20 protein-coding genes and 1 pseudogene are annotated in these 23207 nt (G+C 48.3%); 13 read left to right on the forward strand and 8 right to left on the reverse strand.

The window, feature by feature from the left end:
• The first annotated feature begins 4 nt into the window (after nt 1–4).
• Nucleotides 5–409 carry a DUF3224 domain-containing protein gene (locus EXT46_RS02520; RefSeq protein WP_130145051.1) on the forward strand — a complete coding sequence of 135 codons (405 nt, stop codon included), beginning with the start codon at nt 5–7 and terminating at the stop codon, nt 407–409.
• Nucleotides 402–947: a PH domain-containing protein gene (locus EXT46_RS02525; RefSeq protein ID WP_022943927.1), complete on the forward strand. Its 546-nt coding sequence runs from the start codon at nt 402–404 to the stop codon at nt 945–947. The genes EXT46_RS02520 and EXT46_RS02525 overlap by 8 nt, the downstream gene beginning before the upstream one ends.
• On the opposite strand, the gene EXT46_RS02530 is transcribed toward EXT46_RS02525, so the two are convergent.
• The 3 genes from EXT46_RS02530 to EXT46_RS02540 are packed head-to-tail and all read right to left on the reverse strand — an operon-like array spanning nt 944 to nt 3315.
• Nucleotides 944–2722, reverse strand: coding sequence for an alkaline phosphatase D family protein (locus tag EXT46_RS02530; RefSeq protein WP_130145053.1), 1779 nt, complete (start codon nt 2720–2722; stop codon nt 944–946). The genes EXT46_RS02525 and EXT46_RS02530 overlap by 4 nt on opposite strands.
• 58 nt (nt 2723–2780) lie before the next feature.
• Complete coding sequence (locus EXT46_RS02535) at nt 2781–3125, reverse strand: rhodanese-like domain-containing protein (protein WP_022943929.1); 345 nt, start codon at nt 3123–3125, stop codon at nt 2781–2783.
• A gap of 1 nt (nt 3126) precedes the next feature.
• Nucleotides 3127–3315: a DUF2892 domain-containing protein gene (locus EXT46_RS02540; protein WP_022943930.1), complete on the reverse strand. Its 189-nt coding sequence runs from the start codon at nt 3313–3315 to the stop codon at nt 3127–3129.
• A 136-nt stretch (nt 3316–3451) separates the two neighbouring features.
• Between EXT46_RS02540 and EXT46_RS02545 the strand changes: the two genes are divergently transcribed.
• Genes EXT46_RS02545 through EXT46_RS02555 form a run of 3 tightly spaced genes read left to right on the forward strand, consistent with a single transcriptional unit; the run spans nt 3452 to nt 8066 of the window.
• Nucleotides 3452–3748: a metalloregulator ArsR/SmtB family transcription factor gene (locus EXT46_RS02545; RefSeq protein ID WP_022943931.1), complete on the forward strand. Its 297-nt coding sequence runs from the start codon at nt 3452–3454 to the stop codon at nt 3746–3748.
• 3 nt (nt 3749–3751) lie between these two features.
• Nucleotides 3752–7021 (forward strand): efflux RND transporter permease subunit, encoded by a 3270-nt coding sequence (locus EXT46_RS02550; RefSeq protein ID WP_130145055.1) that lies wholly within the window; start codon nt 3752–3754, stop codon nt 7019–7021.
• Nucleotides 7011–8066, forward strand: a complete 1056-nt coding sequence (locus tag EXT46_RS02555; protein WP_130145057.1) for an efflux RND transporter periplasmic adaptor subunit — start codon at nt 7011–7013, stop codon at nt 8064–8066. Before EXT46_RS02550 ends, EXT46_RS02555 begins: the two co-directional genes overlap by 11 nt.
• Here the strand turns inward: EXT46_RS02555 and EXT46_RS02560 are convergent.
• Nucleotides 8061–8737 (reverse strand): annotated as a pseudogene (locus EXT46_RS02560) (nitroreductase family protein). The gene EXT46_RS02555 and the pseudogene EXT46_RS02560 overlap by 6 nt on opposite strands.
• 162 nt (nt 8738–8899) lie before the next feature.
• Between EXT46_RS02560 and EXT46_RS02565 the strand changes: the two are divergent.
• Both EXT46_RS02565 and EXT46_RS02570 read left to right on the forward strand, forming a co-directional pair.
• Nucleotides 8900–9784: an ABC transporter ATP-binding protein gene (locus tag EXT46_RS02565; protein ID WP_022943935.1), complete on the forward strand. Its 885-nt coding sequence runs from the start codon at nt 8900–8902 to the stop codon at nt 9782–9784.
• Nucleotides 9785–9792: 8 nt separating this feature from the next.
• Nucleotides 9793–13377 carry a M1 family aminopeptidase gene (locus EXT46_RS02570; protein ID WP_130145059.1) on the forward strand — a complete coding sequence of 1195 codons (3585 nt, stop codon included), beginning with the start codon at nt 9793–9795 and terminating at the stop codon, nt 13375–13377.
• Here EXT46_RS02570 and EXT46_RS02575 read toward each other — a convergent pair.
• Nucleotides 13372–14181 carry an endonuclease/exonuclease/phosphatase family protein gene (locus EXT46_RS02575; protein WP_165381044.1) on the reverse strand — a complete coding sequence of 270 codons (810 nt, stop codon included), beginning with the start codon at nt 14179–14181 and terminating at the stop codon, nt 13372–13374. The two genes, EXT46_RS02570 and EXT46_RS02575, sit on opposite strands and share 6 nt — an antisense overlap.
• Before the next feature lie 71 nt (nt 14182–14252).
• Here EXT46_RS02575 and EXT46_RS02580 point away from each other — a divergent pair, with 71 nt between their 5' ends.
• A complete protein-coding gene (locus tag EXT46_RS02580) occupies nt 14253–15140 on the forward strand; it encodes an aldo/keto reductase (protein ID WP_130145063.1) in 888 nt (295 codons plus the stop codon).
• The gene (locus EXT46_RS02585; protein ID WP_022943939.1) at nt 15127–15852 is read left to right on the forward strand and encodes a transporter substrate-binding domain-containing protein; all 726 of its coding nucleotides are present in this window, start codon (nt 15127–15129) and stop codon (nt 15850–15852) included. The genes EXT46_RS02580 and EXT46_RS02585 overlap by 14 nt, the downstream gene beginning before the upstream one ends.
• Before the next feature lie 47 nt (nt 15853–15899).
• Here the strand turns inward: EXT46_RS02585 and EXT46_RS02590 are convergent, their stop codons facing one another.
• From EXT46_RS02590 to EXT46_RS02600, 3 genes are all read right to left on the reverse strand, one after another.
• Entirely contained in the window at nt 15900–16586 is a 687-nt protein-coding gene (locus tag EXT46_RS02590; RefSeq protein ID WP_130145065.1) for a TorF family putative porin, read from the reverse strand.
• Between the two features lie 288 nt (nt 16587–16874).
• A complete protein-coding gene (locus EXT46_RS02595) occupies nt 16875–18032 on the reverse strand; it encodes a hypothetical protein (RefSeq protein WP_130145067.1) in 1158 nt (385 codons plus the stop codon).
• A gap of 117 nt (nt 18033–18149) precedes the next feature.
• Nucleotides 18150–18674: a GNAT family N-acetyltransferase gene (locus EXT46_RS02600; RefSeq protein WP_130145070.1), complete on the reverse strand. Its 525-nt coding sequence runs from the start codon at nt 18672–18674 to the stop codon at nt 18150–18152.
• A gap of 86 nt (nt 18675–18760) precedes the next feature.
• Between EXT46_RS02600 and EXT46_RS02605 the strand changes: the two genes are divergently transcribed.
• From EXT46_RS02605 to rplX, 4 genes are all read left to right on the forward strand, one after another.
• Nucleotides 18761–20185: a PLP-dependent aminotransferase family protein gene (locus EXT46_RS02605; protein ID WP_130145072.1), complete on the forward strand. Its 1425-nt coding sequence runs from the start codon at nt 18761–18763 to the stop codon at nt 20183–20185.
• A 68-nt stretch (nt 20186–20253) separates the two neighbouring features.
• Nucleotides 20254–22191, forward strand: a complete 1938-nt coding sequence (locus tag EXT46_RS02610; RefSeq protein WP_130145074.1) for an AsmA family protein — start codon at nt 20254–20256, stop codon at nt 22189–22191.
• A gap of 318 nt (nt 22192–22509) precedes the next feature.
• Nucleotides 22510–22878, forward strand: coding sequence for a 50S ribosomal protein L14 (gene rplN / locus EXT46_RS02615; RefSeq protein ID WP_022943945.1), 369 nt, complete (start codon nt 22510–22512; stop codon nt 22876–22878).
• 10 nt (nt 22879–22888) lie between these two features.
• Nucleotides 22889–23203: a 50S ribosomal protein L24 gene (rplX, locus tag EXT46_RS02620; RefSeq protein WP_022943946.1), complete on the forward strand. Its 315-nt coding sequence runs from the start codon at nt 22889–22891 to the stop codon at nt 23201–23203.
• Nucleotides 23204–23207 lie beyond the last annotated feature (4 nt).

Genomic DNA, 23207 nt, shown 5'->3' on the forward strand with positions numbered 1-23207 from the left:
CACCATGCAAGCAACAGGAACTTTTACCGTTAAATTAAACCCGCAACAAAGTTATGCCACTGGGGTAGACGGTATTGATTTAGGAAGAATGTCGATAGATAAAACCTTTAGTGGTGAGCTCCACGGTATTAGTCAAGGTGAAATGCTCAGTGCCCGCACGCCAGTGCAAGGCTCTGCTGGTTATGTTGCCTTGGAGCAGGTCACTGGGACACTGGGTGACAAAAAAGGCAGCTTCGTACTCCAGCACTTCGGTACCATGAACCAAGGCAAAGATACACTGATCCTTGAGGTGGTGCCGGATTCAGGTAGCGGCGAATTGCGAGGCTTGAGTGGGAAAATGACCATCAATATGGACAATGGTGCTCACCATTACGTATTTGACTACCAGCTAGGTAGTACTAATGAGTAGTGAAACGATTTTACACAGCGCGCAATTTAACCCCAAAGTGAAACAATACTGGTTGGTCTTGTGGTTATTGGTTGCTACCGTGACCTTGTTTGGTATTGTTTTTATCCCCGTTATTGCCATTGTTGTGTGGCTTGTATCAGGGCGTATGTTGGCGGCCATGTCGGCAACCTTGAGTGAAAAAAAGCTGTTTGTTAAACGCGGTATTTTGGTACGCACTGAAAAAACCATTCCCCTTGATAAAATTACTGATGTGGGGTTAACGCAAGGGCCATTGATGCGACTGTTTGGTATTCATCAATTGAGCTTTGAAACAGCGGGCCAGTCGGGTACCGGTGCGTTAGTGTCACTCATTGGAGTGGTGGATGCACAGCAGTTCCGTGAGGCCATTTTGGCGCAAAAAGAGCGGTTAGCTGAGCACCAACAAACACAATCAGAGTCTATGTCACAACCTAGCGACCAAGCGCTGTTGGCACGCTTGGTCGAAGTTGTAGAACGGATTGATACGCGACTCAAGCATCTCGAGCAGCGTTCAGATTAACTTATCAGCTGACGACTACCGGCATTCACCGATAACTGCTTTGAACGTGTTGAAAGCACTTGGTAATTGCTGTCTTTTACTGTGTTGATGTAATGCCACTGCGCCTGTGCCTGCTCGGCGGTGAACGTCACCGTGAGATAACCCCGATCCACTAAGTTATTATAGGTAAGGTCGTCAATCAGCAAGGTGATGACCTGCTCTATTTGTGCTACTGCCTGCGGATCCTGAGTGTTCAGGGATAAATAACTTTCAAGTCCAGGGGAAGAAACCGAAGCGGTGGCAAACTCAACGCCAGCCGCTTGATTAGCAGCAATGGGATTAGTGGCGTCGGTTCGCAATTGACCTGCCCAACCATTATGGGTATCGCCAGCAAGTACAACTAAATCCTTTTGCGCAGCTACGGCGCTGGCGAGCAACATCTCGCGCTCATAAGCGTAACCGTCCCAGGCATCAAGGTTGTAGGGTACTTTGGTTTCTACTCGGGCGCGCTCGTTGGCACTGACAGTGGGATCCCCAGCTAGTATGCGTGTTTTTATTTGCGCCAACTCAGCGAACAATGCATTGGCTTGGGTGAGCAGGGCGCTTGTATCTTCGCCACTAGCCAAGGCTACTTGCAGGCTCCCGAGCAGCTGTAATACTTCCACCGGCATATGCATCTTCGTCATCAGGACCTGCTGTGCGAGTACTTGCCATTGGCAGTCAGAGGTCATAATGCCATCTTGTAGCCAAGTTAATTGCTCGCTACCTAAAAGAGCCCGTGATGAGGAGCTAATAGCACTGGCAAACTGCGCTTGTCCAGGGGCGCTAGCAAGATCAAAATCAGCAAAGCTAAGTTGCTCATCGCGGGCCAGTACGCGGGTATCCAGCATGTACAAAGACACTAGGTTAGCAAAATCAAAACGACGATAAATACGCTCTTTGTCGGCCACATTACGTATGGGCATCCATTCGAAGTAAGCTTGTAAGGCATAAAGCTTACGTTGAGTGAAATCCCCTTCGTCCTCACTATGATTTTGGGCACCATCACGCCAGGTATCATTGGTTATTTCATGGTCGTCCCACACCACAATAAATGGACAATGGCTGTGCGCTGCTTGCAGGTCGGTATCTGTGCGGTAGTGTGCATAACGTTTACGGTAATCTTCAAGCGATAACATTTCTGTGCTGTTATCTTGCGGTAGTAGGCGCCCAAGGGCCGCTGCATCGGCAGTGGCATAACCGTCATTACCGTACTCATAGAGGTAATCGCCAAGGTGTAATACCGCGTCTAAGTCAGGTTGTTTGGCAACCTCGCCATATACATGAAAATAGCCAGCAGGGTAGTTTGCGCATGAAAGCACGGCAAACTTTACTTGCTCGATATTGCCTGTTGGCAGCGTTTTCCCTTTACCCGTAGGAGAGGTTTTGCCATATGCCTTGAAGCGGTAATAGTACTGAGTGTTCGCATCGAGCCCTTGTAAGTCCACTTTCAGTGTAAAATCACTGTCGGCACTTACCTGCGCCTCGCCATCATGGCTGATGTTGATAAACTCGGGATCGGTCGCCGCCTGCCATTGCACTTTGAGGCTGCTAACTGGCTGTTGCGGTGTTACTCGAGTCCAAATAATGAGGGCATCGCTGAGTGGGTCGCCGCTGGCGACACCGTGATCAAAGCTCACATCGACGCTATCGTCATCGTCACTATCGAATACACAGCCACTGAGGCCGAGCGATAAAACGGCAGCACCAAACCCGGCTGCCGATGCCTTTAAAAAACTTCTCCGCGTTAACGTCATTACTCTGTACCCATTAACCTAAAAATACAGAGCATATCGGAGTCATGTTACTGTTAGGTTAAAACACCTGACAAATATGCTCGGCCTTACAGGTTATGACGGTGACATTTTTGTAGCCAACGCGCGTGAGCTGCTCGGCACTTAGTGTCGCCCGCGCACTGCTGGCACAGTGTAAGTAGATAGGGCGGTTGGCGTCTTTTTCAATTTCCATCAGCTTCATTTCCAGTAGCCCCCGAGGAATATTAATAGCACCAGTGGCGGCTTTGGTTGCATGCTCGGCGGGTTCGCGTACATCAATCAATAAGCCATGATTATCACTTAGCTCTGCTTTCGCTTGCTCGGCGCTAATTCGGCGTTGATTAGGGGTGATGGTTTTCAGTAAATCTGGGATTGGGGTCAGCATATTATTCCTCCATGCCTAGCTTTTTTAATATATACATCATAGGACACCAGCCGCTAAATGCTGATTGGATAAGATTAAGGGCAATAAATACAGTAAAAAATAGCCAGTTAGAGTCGACGAAATGCGCCAGCAGTAAGGATATCAGGACCATAACGCCGGCAATCAGTCGCAGCGCAGCAGATATATTCATAGCAATACACCTTGTTTGAGATGAGAGACTATATTCAGTATATTAGTAAAATCTAAATTAGCAACAATTAATATTAGACAAGGCTAATATTCCTTTCTATACTTCTGCCATTCTCAGTTCACAACAAGAGCGACACGTGGATTTCAGTAAAATAGCCGACAGCGCTGAGCAGGCACAAAGCCTGTTGAAGATTCTGGCAAATAAAAATCGTCTAATGATCCTATGCAGTTTGCAGCAGGGTGAACTCAGCGTATCCCAGCTCAATGATGCGGTGCCGTTAAGTCAGTCGGCATTGTCACAGCACCTCGCTGTATTGCGTAACGAAAACATGGTGACCACGCGGCGTGAGAGTCAGACCATTTACTACCAGTTGTGTGATGATAACGCGAAGGCCATTTTGCAGACTTTATACACGCTATTTTGTCAGGAGTAGGCTGTGAACGCCTTGGATAAAACAGTAAAAGCAAGTTTGAATGGCCCTTTTGCGCTGGTGGTTTTCATTGTGGCCTTGGTGCTTGGCGCCTTGGCCTTAAGCTATACTCCGCGTGAGGAAGAGCCACAGATCACCGTGCCTATGCTTGATATCACCGTGGCCGTGCCCGGTATTGAAGCGCCACAAGTCGAACGGCTGGTGACCATCAAACTAGAGAAGCTGCTGGCGCAAATTCCTGGGGTTGAACACATCTATTCCACCACGGCTAATGAGCAATTAGTGACCACACTGCGCTTCGAGGTGGGTCACTCCCGCGAGCAAGCTTTGATAGACACTTATGCAAAATTATATGCCTATCAAGACACCATGCCTCAGGTGGTTAAGCAGTGGCAGATTAAGCCCATATCGGTCGATGATGTGGCCATTGTGATGTTGGGCTTATATAGCGAGGCACCGCAGCTCTATAACGATTATGACCTCACTCGCATGGCGCAGGAGTTAGCCACTAATTTACAACGCTTGGCGGATACGAGTGAGGTAAAGGTGGTCGCTGGGCGTAAACGCAGCGCCTATATTTATCTCGATATCAGCGCGCTCAATGCCCATCAAACCACGGTACAAGATGTTCTCTATGCGCTGGAGGTATCAAATCAGTTGCATGAAGTGGGTCGAGTCAACGATGCGCAAGGCCCATGGCGGGTGCATGTTCAAGCTGGTGATGCATTACGTGACCAAGCGCAGCTCAGTGAGTTAGTGGTTAATGTTGTCAATGGTCAGGCAGTGCGCTTAGATAGCGTCGCCGAGATCACCGTTGGCCCCAGTGAGCCCAGTCATTACCAGTGGTTACAACATGGCGAACACCAGCAGCTGCCCTTAGTGACCTTAAGCGTGGCAAAGCAAGGGGGTAGTAATGCGGTAGCGGTTGCCGATGCGGTGCATCGAGAAATGGCGCGTTTGCAACAACAGCTGTTGCCGCCAGAAGTCAAAGTGGTGACGCTACGCGACTATGGCCAAACAGCGAATGACAAAGTCAATAACCTCGGCGCCAGCCTGGCTTTTGCCATTATTACCGTGGTGCTCTTTATTGGCGTGTTTCTAGGGTGGCGTCCAGCGATCGTGATCGCCTTGGCCTTGCCTATTTGCTATGGCCTCACCCTCACCTTAGATTGGGCATTTGGTTACACCATTAACCGCGTCACCTTGTTCGCGCTCATTTTAGCCTTGGGGCTATTAGTCGATGACCCAATCACCGGCATAGACAATATCAGTCGCTACCTTAATCGCTCTGGTGATCGAAAAGATAACATCGTCGCTGCCATCAGCGAAATTCGCACGCCGCTGTTGATGTCAACATTGACCATTATGGTGGCCTTCTTTCCACTTGCCTTTATTACCGGAATGATGGGTCCCTATATGGCGCCCATGGCGTTTAACGTGCCAATCAGTGTCGCGCTATCGACGCTGGTGGCATTTTTCGTAACGCCATGGCTAGCTATGCGTATCCTCAAGCCAGAGCAAGGTCTGGCGCTCAGTGAGCCAAGCAAAGCGATGCAGAAATACACGCAATTGCTGGGTTATATCCTTAGCCAACCACGCAGAGCCAAATGGGTGCTGTATACGGTTTTAGCGTTATTTGTATTCAGTGCCAGCTTACCGGTGATGCGTGCCGTACCGCTGAAGTTACTGCCCTATGATAATAAAAGTGAGGTGCAGGTGCTCATTGACATGCCCGAAGGGACGGCATTGGAGCATACAGCGGCGGTAACCCGGCAGGTTCAGCGCAAGGTGTGGCAGCTCAATGAGGTCAAGGCCATTGCCGCGTACGTCGGCCAGCCTTCGAGTATGGACTTTAATGGTATGGTGCGAGGTTATTACCGCCGCGTTGGCGAGCATCAGGGGGAGTTACGGGTATTACTACACGATAAATCGCAACGCCAGCATCAGTCCCATGCCGTGGTGTTACGGCTGCGTGATAAGCTGGCCGAATTTAATCAAGATGGGATCACTATTAAAGTGATTGAGGTGCCGCCCGGACCTCCGGTGCTGAGCACTTTGGTCGCCGAGGTCTATGCCAAACCGTTTATTGATGCGCTACAGCATCGTGAGGCCGCACGCCAAGTGATGGCGCGGCTGCGCCAAGAGCCCCATGTTGTTGAAGTTGACAGCTCCATGGCCGCCGCGCAAACACAGCTGCGCTTTGTTACCAACACTAGCAAAGCGGCACTGTCGGCGGTAGCCAGCGCCGATATCGCTACGGCGCTAAGGGTGGCATTAAAAGGTCAGCAGGTCGGTCAACTTTATGTTGATGATGAAATCAACCCGCTGCCTATCGAGGTGACGCTGCCATATCGCCACCGTACGCAAACACATGTTGGCGCCCTGCAGGTGAAAGGTCAGCGCAATATTAGCCAAAGTAGCTCGGAGCTTGGTTTATCTAGCGCTCCTCAGCCTATGGTGGCGCTGTCCGAGTTGGGCGAGTTTAACTCATTAGCGCGACCCCAGCCCATTGTGCGCAAAGACTTACAACGGGTTATCTATGTCATGGCTGAGCTCAATGGCCGTACCCCGGCGGAAGTGATTGCCGATGTCAGTGCCGATAAGGGCGTGGCAGAATTGCAAAGCACCCCTTGGCAGCAGCGTACTTTTGTTAATTCGGGTGGTACTCAAGCATGGCACCTTAGCGAGGGGATTGATGTATCTTTTAGCGGCGAAGGGGAGTGGCGCATCACCATTGATGTGTTTCGCGATATGGGCATTGCCTTTGCCTTTGCGTTGGCAGCCATTTTAGTGTTGTTGCGGGTGCAAACAAAATCCATGAGCTTGGCATTAATTATTATGTCGGCCATCCCGCTTACCATTATTGGGATCATGCCCGGCTTTTGGTTACTGAATCAATTGGGTGAGCGCGCTATTGCCGGCGCGCCGGAGCCGGTGTTATTTACCGCCACGGCGATGATTGGCATGATTGCCCTGGCCGGAATCGTCATACGTAATTCACTGATCCTCGTGGAGTTTATTGAACAATCACGACGCCAAGGTGAAGCCATTAAAACGGCGCTTATTAACGCTGTGCAGGTACGTATGCGACCAGTGCTGTTAACCGCTGGGACCACCCTGCTGGGCAATATAATGATCATTTTTGATCCCGTCTTTAGCGGTCTCGCAATCGCGATTATTTTCGGCATTCTCGCCTCAACCCTATTCACTTTGCTGGTCGTGCCTTTGGTGTATTACCTGGTCTTTGCAAAAGAGGAAGCAAACAATGCGAACTAAGTTAACAGCGGCGCTCGTCATAGCTATTTTAGCCGCCGTAATAGTGTGGTTTTCTGGGGTGCTTACTCAGCATATTGCGCCAGGAGTTAAAACCGATGAACAATCATACCGAGGCGCCACCCATCAGGTTGAGCTTAGTGTCATAAATGTGGCAGAAGTGGTGCCAGGGCAGGTTATTGCCAAGCAAAATACCCAAGTTTCAGCACGGGTATTAGCACAGATTGAGCGCTTTTTAGTGCGTGCAGGCGACACCGTAAAGCAAGGGCAAGTGGTGATTGAGCTTGATAAACAGGCGCTACAAAGCCAAGTGCAGCAAGCCCAAGCGCAAGTAAATGCATTGCAAGCGTCATTGACGCAGGCCAGTAAACAGCTTCGCCGTGCTAATGAGCTATTTGCAAAAGGGTTGATTTCGCAAAACGATATTGATGCAGCTACCGCCAACCATGACAACCTCAAAGCCAGTGTTGAGCAGGCCCAACAAGCGTTGCAACAAGCGCAGATTGCCTTACAGTACGCCACCATTACTGCACCTATTGCTGGGCGCGTGGTCGAGCGTTTCGCTGAGCCGGGTGATACCGCGAGCCCAGGGCAGGCGCTACTGGCCATTTACAATCCGCAGCAGCTTCAACTTGAGTTTGCGGTGCGTGAAGGCCAGGCATTAACCTTGGATATTGGCACACAGCGACGAGTTTCAATCGCCGCGTTAGCGCTACACGCAGACGTGCCGCTGGTGGAGGTGGTCCCCGCAGCGGACAGTGGTTCGCGCTCACTGTTGATGCGCTTTGCGGCGCCACAAAGTGCGAAGCTGCTGCCAGGCTTGTATGCGCAGTTGGAGCTGCCAGCGTCTTCACGCCAAGGAGTACTGGTGGCCCGCGAGTGGGTGCACCAACACGGTCAGCTGGACATGGTCATGGTGGTAAAGCAAGGGCAATTGCAGCGCCGCTATGTTCGTTTGGGGCAAGTTGTGGAGGATCAGGTTGAGGTGCTTTCAGGGCTGGCTCCCGGTGAGATAATAGCCACCGAAGCGCAGCCCGCAGCGCTATAAAAATGTTGCTATCTCAGCCAGCGATTTTTTCTGTAAAGCGTGGTTAGGCACCGTGGCATCGTCACTTGGGTAGCCGACCACGATAAGCATATAGGGACGTTCATTGTCCTTGTTGCGGCCGCAAATTTCGCTCAGGAAGCTCATCGGCTTGGGAGTGTGCGTGAGGGTGGCTAGCCCGGCGCGATGTAAGCCTTGAATTAAAAAGCCTGTGGCGAGCCCAACAGACTCGTGAACATAATAATTGGGTTGCTGCTCATCGGTGTGTAAACCGCCTTTTTCTGGCTAAAGACCGCGATTAACCAAGGCGCATGTTGTAAATATGGCTTTTGCGCATCGGTGCCCAAAGGTTTGAGTGCATCTAGCCACTGCTGCCCAGCCCGGCCCTCATAAAACGAGCGCTCTAATTGCTCTGCTTGCTCGCGAATTTGCTTTTTTACGGCTTCGGAATTGATAGCGACAAAGTGCCAGGGTTGGTGGTTAGCTCCACTCGGCGCTGTGCCTGCCGCCTGAATGCAGGTTTCGATAATGCGTTTATCAACCGCACGGTCGCTAAAACTACGAATACTGTGGCGACGTTTGGCGGTGTCTAAAAACTCCTGCGCACGCGTCAGCATTTGCGCGGCAGGGTACTCAATAAAGTCGGTTAACGGGGTATGTTGGTGGGGCTGCATAGTGTACTCGCTCAATGGTGGTGGTGAATTTAGCCTAGGTCCGAATGGTATTTCTGTCTACATCATATTTACTTACATATTAACGTCGCGTTCATCTTTGTACCCGCTTTCCCCTGTGGTATAACCCTAGGCACTAATAATAAATATAAAAAGGAATACCCCGTGCTTTCGATTCAAGGCCTTACCAAAACATATGGCAATGGCGTGCAAGCGCTCAAAGGAGTGAATTTAACAATCCCTAAAGGCATGTTTGGGCTCCTTGGGCCGAACGGTGCCGGAAAGTCATCATTGATGCGCACCATTGCAACCTTACAAACAGCGGATAGCGGCACCATCGAGTTTGATGGACTGGATGTATTTAAACAGCCGCAGGAAGTGCGCCGCCGCCTGGGTTATCTGCCACAAGATTTTGGCGTCTATCCCCGAGTTAGTGCAGCAGATTTGCTCGATCATATGGCGATATTAAAAGGGTTAGACAACGCCAAAGAGCGTAAAGAAGTGGTCGATGGCCTACTTGCGCACACCAACTTGTATGAGCATAAACTGAAAGCAGTGAGTGGTTTTTCAGGAGGTATGCGCCAACGCTTTGGCATTGCTCAAGCGCTGCTTGGCGACCCTGACCTACTGATAGTCGATGAGCCGACTGCGGGCTTAGACCCTGAAGAGCGGAATCGCTTTCACAACCTATTAGTTAGTTTGGGTGAGCAAAAAGTGGTGATCTTATCAACTCACATCGTTGATGATGTCAGTGAGTTATGTCCTAACATGGCGGTGCTAGCGGGTGGCGAGATTCTCCTGCAAGGCAACCCTATCGATTTGACCCATCAGCTTAATGGCCAGATTTGGCGAAAAGAAGTGGCCAATCAACAGCAGGCGTTAGAGCTTGAGCAGCATCTACCGGTGATTTCTAAACGCTTGTTTGCTGGCAATACTATTTTACATGTATTTGCCGATGCGCCGCCGGAAGGATTTGAGGCCGTGCCCAGTAACTTAGAAGACGTGTATTTCTCGACTTTATACCAGCAACGTGCAGCGGCACAGGCGTAGGAGGGCATATGTTACTTAAAATGCTCACCTTTGAGCTGCGCTATTTTTTGCGCCAGCCATCTTTTTACGTTTGTAGTTTATTGTTTTTCCTACTTTCGTTTGCCATGACCATGAGCGATAACCTCCCGTTGTGGGGTTCTAACGTGCATCTCAACGGCCCATTTGTGAATGCTTTTGTGCAAGTTGTGGCGTTGAATTTCGTGCTTTTTGCGGTGGTGAACTTTGTCGCTTCATCCAGCTTACGCAACGATACTGAAAACATGCTAGAGCTGGTGTACACCAAGCCCTTTAATAAGCAGGCTTACACCTTGGGTCACTTTTTAGGCTCTTTTGTGGTGACTGCGGTGGTAATGCTGTTTGTACCCTTAGGTGTGTTTGCGGGGAGCGCTTTTGGCGTCATGCTTGGTTGGTCGCCAGCCGAGCTGCTGGGCGAGCAGCATTTATCTCACTACCTGCAGCCTTATCTGGTTCTCGCTTTGCCCACCTTGTTTGTGATTGCGGTGTTTTGTCATGTAGCGGCGCTGCGTTTTCGTACCATGATGGCTGTATATATTGCCGCCGTGATTCTATTTCTCACTTATTCGACCCTTTCGGTGTATTTTGAAGAGCCGTCGGTACGGGTGTGGGCGGCATTATTAGACCCCTTTGGTTATGGTGCATTTGCAGATGTAACGCGTTATTGGACCACGGTTGAGAAGAATGAACTGTTATTACCTTTTTCCAGCTACCTGCTGTATAACCGCGTGCTATGGCTCGCTGTCGCAGGAGTCGTGTTTGCGCTGCTAGGACTCAAAAGTGGTTATCAAAGCCAAGGTAAAGATAAAAAGCGCCCAGGTGTATCGCAATCAATGCGTAAGCGCGCGCAACAAGCATTAGCCAACAATATCTCTGTGCGAGTACAGAGCATTAATACCCGCAGTCAGTTTATGATGCGCACCCGTTTTGAGTTTGCTCAGGTATTAATGAGCCCAGCGTTTTTGATTTTAGCGACCATCACGCTGTTTATGCTGATTGCTCCGCTACTCGCACCAGGGGTCAGCTATGGCGTATCCAACTGGCCGCTGACACAAACTATGGTTCCGCTTATTCAAGGGGCCATGGGCGTGTTGATGGTCATTGTGTTGGTGTACTACTCTGCTGAAGTGGTATGGCGTGAACGCAACTCAAAGTTTGGCGATATCATCGATTCTTACCCAGCACATAACTTAGTGTTTTGGGGCTCGAAGTTAACCGCTGTGACCGCTGTATTAGTGATGTTATATGTAGTGGGGATGGCGCTCACTATTAGTTATCAGCTGATCAAAGGTCACTTTAATATCGAACTGGGTCAATACTTATTCCGCTTGGGTTACTTAACCTTAGTGCCTTTATTTATGACCACAGTGTTGGCCTTCTTCTTCCAAGTGATCAGCCCCAATAAATATGTGGGCATGGTACTGTTTATTGTCTATTACGCCGTAAGCCTGATCCTTAACAACTATGGCTTTAGTCACAACATGTATGACTTTGCCGGCTCCCCAGCCGCGCCTTATTCTGATTTGAATACTTACGGTCACTTTCTTAATGCAGTGCATTGGTACAATGTGTATTGGTTAGGTATGACCTTAGCTTTGGCAGCATTAGGCTACGGCTTATGGCACCGAGGTCCGCAACAAAGCCTATTGGCGCGTATACGACTGCTCAGTTATAACTTAGGCAGTAAAGGGCAAGTATTGGCAGCCTGTGGGTTGGTGATGTTTGTCGCCAGCGGCGCGTGGATATACCACAACACGCGGGTACTGAACGAATTTCACACCAAAGACGATATTCAAGCTCTGCAGGTGCAATACGAAAAGCAGTTGGGCCAATATAAAGAAGCGCCTGTGCCTATGTTAACTAAGGTGGATATTACCGCTGATATCTATCCGCAGCGCCGACGTATTGAAGCACAAGCCGATATCACGTTCACCAACCCAACTGAGCAAGTGATTGAACGTTTCTTGGTGAGTAAACCGCAGTACAGTGAACAATGGCAGGTGCAACTAGAAGGCGGTGCCTTAGGTGAAAAGATTGATGACTTAAACTCTTGGTGGTTTGAGTTCGAAAAACCTTTGCAGCCAGGGGAGGTGCGTCAAGGCACTTTAACTGTGGTACGTGCCCACCAAGGCTTTAAAGATAGCGGCTTTGATACCAGCTTGGTTGAAAATGGCACCTTTATTAATAACGCGGAACTATTACCGGTATTTGGCTATCGCCTTGATTACCAGTTATGGGATCGCAACGAGCGTCGCAAGCGTGATTTACCTGAGCTTGAGCGTGCCAATGACCTCGAGGATAGTCGCTATTATGGGCAAAATTTCTTTGGTGCCAACATCGGTTTTATTGATTTCAGCGCCACGGTGAGCACTGATATTGATCAATTTGCTATCGCCCCAGGTTATTTGCAAAGTGAACAAGTAGATGAAGAACGCGGGCGCCGGACTTATCGCTATGAGATGGATGCGCCTATGGTAGACTTCTACAATATTATGTCGGCCCGCTTAGAGGTGAAGAAAGAGCGTTACAAAGGCATCAATATTGAAGTTTTTTATCATCGTGACCACCCGTGGAATGTCGATACGATGATCCAGTCTACCAAGGACTCTATCGATTATTTCACCAAAGAGTTTGGTCCTTACCAGCATAAACAGCTACGAATCCTCGAGTTCCCAGGTTACCGTGGCTTTGCGCAGAGCTTCGCAAACACCGTTCCTTATTCTGAACGTATTGGCTTCATCACCGATTTGCGAGACCCCGATGATATTAACCTGCCTTATTATGTAACCGCTCACGAGGTTGCGCACCAGTGGTGGGGGCATCAAGTTGGTGCCGCCAATGTGCAGGGGTCGGCGGTCATATCTGAAACCTTATCTCAGTACAGTGCACTGCAAGTGATGGCGGAAAAATATGGCGAGCAAAAGCTGCGTAAGTTCCTCAAGTATGAGTTAGATCGCTATTTACAGGGCCGCACTATGGAAAGTTATCGCGAGATGCCGTTGTATCGCTCTGAAAATCAGCAATATTTGCACTATCGTAAAGGCTCGGTGGTGATGATGGCGGTTGCTGATAGGTTAGGCGATAAGCGCACCAACACGGCATTGCAGCACTTTTTACAGGAGTTTAAGTACCAAACGAACCCTTACCCCACAACTCTTGACCTGTTGCGTCACCTCAAAGCGCAAGCGAATGAGCAAGAACAGGCCTTTATTGATGATCAGTTTAAACGCATCACTTTGTATGAGCTAGCGCTAGAAGATGTAGTCGTGAGTGAAACAAATGAGCAAAGCGGTAAGTTTAAAGTGACCTTGAGCATTGATGCCAAAAAAGTATATGCCAATGGTGAGGGGGTCGAGACAGAAGAGCCCATGCAGCAGCTGGTGGATATCGGCTTGTTCCACTTTGACCCTGAACAGTTAAGTGCCAACGATTCAGTGATTTATTTACAAAAGCATGAGCTGGTCTCAGGCGCCAATACACTAGAGCTGTACGTTGATGAGCGGCCAAGTTTTGCAGGTGTCGACCCACTCATTAAATTAGTCGATCGTGATAGCGCTAATAACGTGAAAAAGCTATAAGCTTAACGACACCAATATCGGGTTATGATCTGAGCTCTCGCGTGCCAACGCTTGAGCTCTTTTTATTTCTACCCCTCGGGTCCACACTTGATCCAGAGCGTAGCCAAAAAAACGCGTGCGCTGGTCAGGGGATAAAGTCACCGGTGCTAACTGCAAAGGAGTTAATAGCTGCTGTACTAATTGTTGACGGGAGTGGCTCCAGGTATTGAAATCGCCAGCAAAAATAACAGGCCCGTTATGCTGAGCGATGAGCAGGGTTAAGGTTTTTAGTTGGCGTTGATAGTCTTCGGTGCCCCAGGTAAAGTTGATACCGTGGAGGTTCACCACAAGTAAACTGCCCCCCTGCGCTAGCGCATAACGGCTTATACTTGATGCCTTCGGTGTTCGCAGCCAGGGTTCGTGTTGGTAAAAGCGACAATAGAGCTGTGGCTGAAAATCACTGAGCAATAAGGTACCGGTTTGTTTTGACCACCCTCGGAAGCCGGGGGAAAAGCGTGCATAAGGCTTGATAGCGAAGAGTTGTTGGTCGCGAAACGCCTCCTGTAAAAGCACAAAGTCAACGCCCTGAGACAGCGCTCTTAAATCCGGTAACAGCTGTTCATGTTGTGCTTTATAAATATTCCAACTGAGGACTTCAATACGCTGTGGTAGGACGTCAGTGTGCGTGGTGATTGGTTTTCTGAGTTGCTGCGCGCATTGCCGTGGCGTTGAGACAATGCCCTGGATGTCTTCACTGGCAGCTGGTAACACCCACTGTTGCCAAAGTAGAAATGCGCTGTAAAACACCAAATATAAACTGATCACGACAATGATGTACCTTGAAGGGCTGCCAATGGGCTGTGCTATAGTGGCAAAAAAATATCAGGTTGCAAAGTATGGCACACAGAACTATTTCGCCTTTAGTGTTAGGGTTTTGGCGCATGCTCGATTGGCAGCGCAGCGCCCAACAAAACCTCGCGTTTGTAGAGCAATGTATTGAGCAGGGCATTGTTGATACAGATCATGCTGACATTTATGGTCAATATCGCTGTGAAGCGGCGTTCGGAGAGTTATTAAAGCTCAAACCCAGCGTACGTGAACAAATTCGTATCATCACCAAGTGCGGCATTGCGCTGCAGCAGGGTAAGCGCGCTGTGCCCGGGCATGTTAATCACTATAACTCCAGCCGTGAGCATATTATCGCCAGTGCTGAAAAGTCACTGCAGCATTTTCACACCGATCGTTTAGATTGCTTGCTGATCCACCGCCCAGACTACTTAATGCAGGCAGATGAAGTGGCTGAAGCATTCAATACCTTGAGAGCGCGTGGTGATGTATTGCACTTCGGCGTTTCTAACTTTACCACCAGTCAGTTTGAGTTATTGCAGTCGCGGTTGGATTTCCCGTTGCAAACCAATCAAATTGAGTTCTCTCCCTATCAGATGAATGCGTTAGATGAGGGTACTTTAGATCAGTGTCAACGTTGGCGCATAAACCCGATGTGTTGGTCGCCGCTGGCGGGTGGCGAGATATTTACGAGTATGACTGAAAAGGCGCAAAGGTTACGGCAAACACTAGAGCAAATCGCACAGGAAATCGGGGCAAGCGGCCTAGATCAAGTGGTATATGCGTGGTTGTTGAAGCACCCAAGCCAACCTGCTGTGGTGTTAGGTACGGGGAATATTGAGCGTATTCGCAGTGCAGTTGGCGCTCAGCTGCTAGAATTAAGCCATGAGCAATGGTATCGAATATGGCAGGCATCTAAAGGCCATGCAGTACCTTAAATATCACATCTATGTGTGGCTAATTGCAATGAGTCTTAGCTTTAGCCTCGTTGCGCAGCCCCAGCTACAGCTTTATACCGAGCACTGGCCGCCCTACAACTACCTTAATGAGCAGGGTCAGGTGGTTGGCCGGGCAACGCAAGCTGTGCGTGGGGCTTTAGAAGCCGCCAATATTGATGCTGATATTCACCTTACTACTTGGGCGCGAGCCTATAATTTAGCTAAAACTCGCGCTAACCACGGTATATTCGCAATTTATAAAACCGCACAGCGGCACCAGTTATTTCACTGGTTTTGTCCCATCAGTGCGCCCACTCCTATGTTTATCTACAAGCGCAGTGATGATCAGCGCATAAAAGTGCATTCATTGGCTGATGTGAAGCAGTATACGCTCGCAGTGAGTCGAGACGGCTGGACTCATCAGCATTTGCGGCAACAGGGGTTTAGTGATGAGCGGCACTTAGATGTGGCGGCTAGTATTGAGGTCAGCATGACTAAATTTCTAGCTGGAAGGTTAGATTTAATTTTAAATACAGAAGCTGCGATGACCTTAGCGCTGCGCCAAAGGGAGTTATCGGCCAATACAGTAATCAAGGTGTGGGAGTTACAGCAAAGTCAACGAACGCCATTATGCTTGGCAGTGAATAAACACTCTGATCCTCAATTAGTGCAAGCTCTAAAGCAGGTTTTTGATGAGAAAAATAAAAGATAAAGGGCCTGACGGCCCCTGGTTTGCAGCAACAATAAGTCGGTAAATACCTACAAATCAAAGTCCATACTGTAGGACACGTAGGCTTTCAAATCGTCATCAGCATCAAGATCAGTTTGCAACAGGCCAAGTGTGAACCCGGCTTTACTGATGCTAACGCCATAATCTAAGTAACTATCATCTTCACCATACCACTCCCGAACGGTGTCACCACTAGAATGGCCTAGGTGGAATGCGAGCTCAGTGTCGGTGAAAACTGGAAAACTAGCATTGAGCTCTAAATAAAGCATATCTTCTTCACTGGTGGCATCGTCTTCGGCATTAAGTAGGTAGCTCGCCCCTGCGCTCAGCCATTGCCAGCTTAGTGAACCATAAACCTCACCAAAACCAATGTCGTCAGCGGCATCAGGGTAGGCATAATAGATATAACCAACGTCGTAATCGATCTCTCCCGCTGTGCCGCCAAAGCCAGCGTACAAATCCATTTCATAACTAGTGCTTGCGGCTTCGCCGAAATCAATATTGGATAGCCAAGTTCCCATATAGAAGCCACTGTCCGTAGCATAATCTAAGCCGCCCGATACTGCGGCTTGGTCATCACTTTGTGTGATCCCTCGCCAATAATAGTTTGAACTAGCCGCCACATTCGCAGTTAGACTGTTCTTAGCATGGCCTGTCATAGGCAACAGGGCGAGACAGAGTAGCCCCGAGACTTGCCAGCGTGTTGTTTTTATCATTGTTTCATTCCCGTTTTCGCGCTGTGTTGGCATAAACAGGGCAAAGGCCATGCCAGAGTATGAAATAAATTAATAATTAAATATTTTTCAACAGCTTGGTATTGATTTTTGAAAATGGCCTGATTTCACAAAGTGATCTGTTGCACGACCCTGGTGCATATTTTATGCGGATGCACCGAGATAATTCACACCACTGTGACTCGTTATGCGCTGGTACTGTTGCTGCAAACCTGGGGGAGGCGCTTGATAAGCTGGAGCGCCGAGCGGCGCTCTGTATGGGATGAGGGGTTAACCGAAAATGGTGCGCATCAAGGTGAGGGTATCATTGATGCTGCGGCCTTTCTCCACTTCGGCGATGATAGAGTCGCGCTTGGCGCGAATATGCTCTGGGATATCATCTTCGGCTAAAGCTCTATCTACCAGCGTTGCTGCAGACTCTTTGCTGCGTCTAGGTGCTTTGCTGGAAGATGAACGCTTCGGCTTATGGAGCAGCTTGTAGTAGTTTGATTGCTGCGCACTATCCTCGGCGAAATAGAAAAATAAGCATGGCAAGAGTGCTTTGTTGGCGCACAAGCGTTGCTCTAGGTCATTGTCGCCGCTGGCCATAGTGTACCAGGGTAGGCGAGTTATAGTGCATACCAGCTCCTGCCAATATCGTTCGAAGTCGCGGTTACTCAATTTGGCAACACCTAGCGCAGCGCACAAAGTATCTAATTTAGCTTGGCTGGCAGGAGTGAATACATCGGGTCGGCGCATGGCTAACAGGCGCGTTGCCGGAGCAAGTGTAGGCTTTTCATCGGCATCGATGAAGATGCTTTGATAGGCTGTAACAAAGGCACTGTAATGCTCGCGTGTTACCTCTCCTTGTAGTGGAATGTGCGCCAAAGCCTGATCAAAAAGAGCTGGGAAATCAGCCAGCAATTGGTGAAATGCTTTATTGGTTCTCGTTGCAGCAAAGAGCTCGACATCAAAGCGGTAGACTGCTGGGTCATGACTGTTGAGGTGTTTACCCGCGACTACAAGGCGGTCCTCTTTAGTGAGTTCAGCTAACGACTGTTCCCGTAACCTGTCGATGTAGTCACATAAGGCTAAGTGTTCATCTAATAAAACGCGTGATTGCTGCTGTTGCAGGTATTCACATAGCACTGGCCAGGGAGTAATACGTAAGGCCTTCAGTTGCAAAAAGCTAATGGCTTCAGTAAGCAGTGTGTGTAGCTTCTTTACACAAGGGAGCTGCTGAGGCTCTAGTAACTCGTAGTTTAGGCGGTTATTGAGTGCGTCAAGTAACTCATAACACCAACCTAAGAACTCGTCTGGGTGGTTTTCAACCTTCACCGCCATTAGATTTAGGCTGATATCGGTCGCCTGTTTTAAAATATTTTGATAAATCTGACTTTCTTGTTCACCCAGCGCCATTTTTGATGGGGATATAAGCAACTTCTTCATGCTTGGTACTACAACTCCACTTGATACAACACAGCCCACTTTGAGCGGGGCTGTGCATCATACTGACATTGTGTGTTGATGCAATATTGACTTTGCTGTTTTAAGTAGCTTGGAGGCTTATCTACTATAGGGAGCACACAGATAATCATAGCGTTGTAGGTTGAGCCCCCATTGACGATATGAATCCGTGTGCGTAAAACCAAGTTTTTGCAAAATGCGTACAGAGCCCGTGTTGGCACTATCTACTTCGGCATAAACTCCTGGTAATGCGAGGGTGGTTAGCCCATATGTCATGACGCTTTGTGCCGCCTCATAGCCAAGACCCTGTTGCCAATACTGAGGAAGCATGCGGTAGCCTAAATCAGCAAGCTGTTGTTGTGGGTTGAACTTAAAACCACAAAATCCAATTAACTTGTTGTGTTGCTTGTGTATCAAGGCATAACGAGCGTAACCATAACGTTTGTATTCGTGTAACCAAACGTCTTTGATGAGGCGCCGAGCCTGTTCGCTGGTGCTTATCTGAGCGGGGTCTCCGGTATACCGAGTGACTTCGGTGTTGGAATTAAATGCGCGCACTGCTTCGGCATCAGCAAGCCGGAAATGACGCATCTGCAGCCTTGGTGTGTCTATTAATAGGGTCATGTTAGCTCCTTTTCGTTTGACAACCAGTGTAATGGCACGTAAAAAAGCAAAACAGACACAATAAAAATGAAAAATAAGCAATACAGATGCCCAGTTTTATCTATCAGCGAGAGGCCGAGGTACTAGCTAAGTCAATTAATAATGGCCAATTAAAACAGGGTGATAGGCTTCTTTCTGTCCGGGATTTCGCTCGTGAAAGAAAAGTTGGGATATCGACAGCTGCTAAAATTTATGAACATTTGCAAAGACAACAACTCATTGAGGCCCGGCCGCGCAGTGGTTATTACGTTTGTGCTCGTCAACAAAGCACTGCGCAACAAAACTTTGGTGATAAATTAATCCCAAGTGAGCTGATTTCCATGCCGTTACACAAAGCGGTGCAATACAGTTTTAACGACGCAGATATAGTGCCGCTATCCTGCACTGGGCCAAGTACGGTATTAGACAACGAAGCGCTACTCACGCGGGCGCAAAAGCGTGTGCGCAGGCAGCGTCCATTTAAATTACTCCAAGACAATCGTGAAGCCGGTATTGATTCGCTGCGTCAAGAAATTGCGACACATTATGCGTTGAGTCAGCAGTTTATAAATCCAGCCGAGGTCGTGATCACCCATGGACGCAGTTCGGCACTTACTTTGGCGTTAAAGGGATTAGGGTTGAGTGAGCATAAGGTGGCAGTTGAGTCTCCAAGCTCATTTTTTATATTGGCGCATTTGCACCACAGCGCTCAAGCTTATGTGGGTGTCCCTATACAGCCCGACTTCGAAACCGAATTGGCATTATTGGAGCAGGCTCGACAAGAGCATGACATTCGCGCTTATATTTTTAACCCTAATTATCAAGATCCGACAGGGCGCCTGCTGAGCGAACAACAAAAACGTGCATTGTTGGCTTGGGCGCAGCGCCATGATGTTGCGCTAATCGAATATGACCGTGGTGAGCTTAGTTTTAGTGAGTTTCGACCTCCGTCAATTGCGAGCCTCTTAGATGAAGATAGCTCTCTAGCGGTGATCAGCATATGTGACTACAGTGATACACTGTCCTTTGCTCTAACCTTGGGGTATATGCTCTGCCGTAATTGCGCTGCTGATATTATTTTGACTAAATCGGTGCTTAGTGAGGCAAGCGATATCGCGAGCCAAGAGCTGGTTACTCATTTGTATCGCAGTGGTGACTATCGCCGTTTAACCCGACGTTTACGAGCGCAACTATTAAGGCAGTACCAGCAGGTTGATGAAATTTTCAATCACTTTGGCGTTGCACATTTATACCAAGACATCGGTGGTGGGCCAAGTTTATGGTTTGAGCTTCCTCAGGGGGGCTGCAGTGATGATCTATGGCAACGGTTGATTACTCGGCGTATCGCCATTGCGCCTGGCGAACTCTTTATGCCACAAATCGATTATGCGCGTTTTTTTCGTATGACCTTCGCCCTACCTTGGGAGAAAACCATGGCGCAAGCAGTGCATACGCTGGCTCAGCAACTATCATCCTATATTCATGAACTTTAACTACAATTACACAGATAACTACTTTAGGTTATGCTAAACACATTTGCTTTAATGGAACGAGGTTCACCATGAAGACCCTAGCCAAGGTTTTGGGCGTAATCATAGTCGTAATTATCGGCTTACTCATCGCCATTCCTTTCTTTATTCCTGTCGATGCCATCTTCAATAAAGTGTCAGAGCAGGTACAAAACACCACAGGGCGCACACTGACGATTGCCGGCGATAAAGACTTAGCGATTTTCCCTTCACTGCGATTAGAGCTTAATGATGTTAGCTTTAGCAATATGGAAGGGGGATCGCAAGCCAATATGGCGACGATGAAACAATTGGATGTGCATATCCCCTGGAGCACCTTATTCTCTGGCGAAGTGAAGCTGGATAAGTTTGTTATCCGTGAGCCGGATGTGTTGCTGGAAACAAATGCCCAAGGCCAAGGCAATTGGCAGCTCTTTGATAAGGTTGCAACTGAGCAATCGCAACAAAGCACTGAGCAAGGCCAAGTCAAGCTGCCAGACAACTTTGATATTGAGCTTGGAGAAGTGGCTATTTATGGTGGTCAGTTTACCTATCTGGACGGGCAAACTGGAAGTAAACAACAAATTAGCGACTTGGAATTAGCGGTATTACTTAAATCGTTACGCCAACCTTTAGAGTTAGAAGGGGGCATAACGTACATGGGTGAGCGGTTTAACCTTGATATAGAATTGGATAACCCAATCAAAGCCATCGAAGGTCGACCATTTACGCTTACGCAAAACTTAACATCTGCGCTTGTTGATATGGAATTCAAAGGCAACATTGCTGAGCAGGGTGGAAATATTAGCGGCACTTTGATGTTGCAAGGGGATTCGGTGAAGCGCATTGCCAAGTGGCAAGGCGTTGAGCTCAATGCCAAAGACAACGCGTTTAATGACTTCCGTGTAGAGGGCAGTATGCAACTGCAAGGACAGGCTTTTACTATTAATAAGCTCGTGGCGACGTTAGATCAGCTTGCCATCGAAGGTATGAGTACGATTCACCTTGGCGAGCGTTTAGCGCTTACTGCCAATGTGGATTTGGGCATGCTAGATTTAAACCCTTACTTACCGGAGCCTGCCGCGAATACCGAGCAACCAAGTAATGATGATTCTCAGGCTCAACCCTTAGAATGGGATGATACGCCGATAGATCTTTCTGCCCTGAATGCCCTTGATGCCGATATTGTGGTTCGCTCAAGTGGCTTAAAAGCGCGTGATATTACACTCGGTGAGAACCAATTCAGTATTAAGCTTGATAATGCCGTAGCCACTCTCAGTATGGATAAATTCGCTGCCTATGAAGGCCAGGGAACCGGCAAAGTAACGCTGAACGCAGCGCGACAGCCTTACCACATCGATACTCAGTTTGACCTCAGTGGTATAAATGCTGAGCCTCTTCTTAGCGATGCAGTGAAGTTTGATAAGTTAATGGGTAAAGGGGCGCTCAATTGGCAACTGACTACCGAAGGGCAGAGCCAACAAGACTTCGTTGATGCGCTGGCTGGCAAATTAGCATTCAGTTTTGCCGATGGTGCTGTTAAAGGAGCGAACATTGCTGAATTGGTGCGAAAGGCGAAGGAACTCATTAAGGGAAATACATCCGCACTTTCACAAGGCCTTAATACTGGCTTTGATAAGTCTCAGCAGACAGACTTTACCGCTTTAACGGGGAGTATGAACTTTACCAAAGGCGTTGGCGTCAACTCAGATTTGTCGTTGCTAAGCCCGCTCATTCGTATTACTGGTGAAGGCCAAGTGGATCTCCCTGCGACCAAGGTAAACTACCGCTTAGTAACGGGGATTGTGGATTCAATCGAAGGTCAAGGCACCACCGATGACAGTACCGGTTTCAAAATTCCGGTTCGTATAAAAGGTCCTTTCCATGACGTGGCGGTTAACTTGGACGTTGGTGAGGCTGCCAAAGAGGAAGTGAAAGAAAAAGCCAAAGAAAAAGTAAAAGACAAACTCAAAGGCTTGTTTGGCGGCTAATCCCCCCCATATATACATGCAGCATCAAGGCACTTTTGTGTCTTGATGCTTTTATAAGCAATTGATGGTGCGAAAAATAGCCTGTTTTCGATAATTTTCTGTTCTCACCTTAGGGCTTTCAGAGCCTTTATTAACCGAGCTAAGTAAAGAAATTAATTAAAAATTAGCCTACCTTTTGCCCGCCATTACTGATACAATTGCCCGCCCTCAGCACACAAGTAACCGAAAAGTTGCCTGTTAATTGAGCGGATAATTTATTTAATGCCTTAATTTCTAACGGAATTATGGCGAGTTGTAACTACACCGGAGCACATTAAGATGATCCAAATGCAAACTCAGCTGGACGTTGCAGATAACAGCGGCGCCCGCAAAGTGCAGTGTATTAAAGTCCTTGGCGGTTCACACCGTCGTTACGCATCGGTTGGTGACATCATTAAGGTTGCTGTTAAGGAAGCGATTCCTCGCGGCAAAGTTAAAAAAGGTGATGTTAAAAACGCGGTTGTTGTGCGTACCAAAAAAGGCGTTCGTCGTCCAGACGGCTCTTTGATCCGTTTCGATAGCAATGCGGCTGTTATTTTAAACGATAGCAACCAGCCAATCGGAACCCGTATCTTCGGCCCTGTGACTCGTGAACTTCGTACTGAAAAGTTCATGAAGATCGTTTCACTAGCACCAGAAGTACTATAAGGAGTCGATCATGGCAGCAAAAATCCGTCGTGATGACGAAGTAATCGTACTGGCCGGTAAAGACAAAGGTAAGCGCGGTAAAGTGCTTTCAGTTGTTACTGAAACTGGTCGAGTATTTGTTGAAGGCGTAAACCTTATCAAGAAGCACCAAAAGCCTGTTCCTCAGTTGAACCAAGCTGGCGGTATTGTTGAGAAAGAAGCGTCTATCGACGTATCAAACGTTGCGATCTACAACTCGGAAACGGGTAAAGCAGATCGTGTAGGTTTCAAGATTGAAGACGGTAAGAAATTACGTATCTTCAAATCTACTGGTAAAACTATTTAATAGT

Origin of the sequence: Pseudoalteromonas sp. CO325X (assembly GCF_004208955.1) — a bacterium.
Lineage (GTDB): Bacteria > Pseudomonadota > Gammaproteobacteria > Enterobacterales > Alteromonadaceae > Pseudoalteromonas > Pseudoalteromonas ruthenica.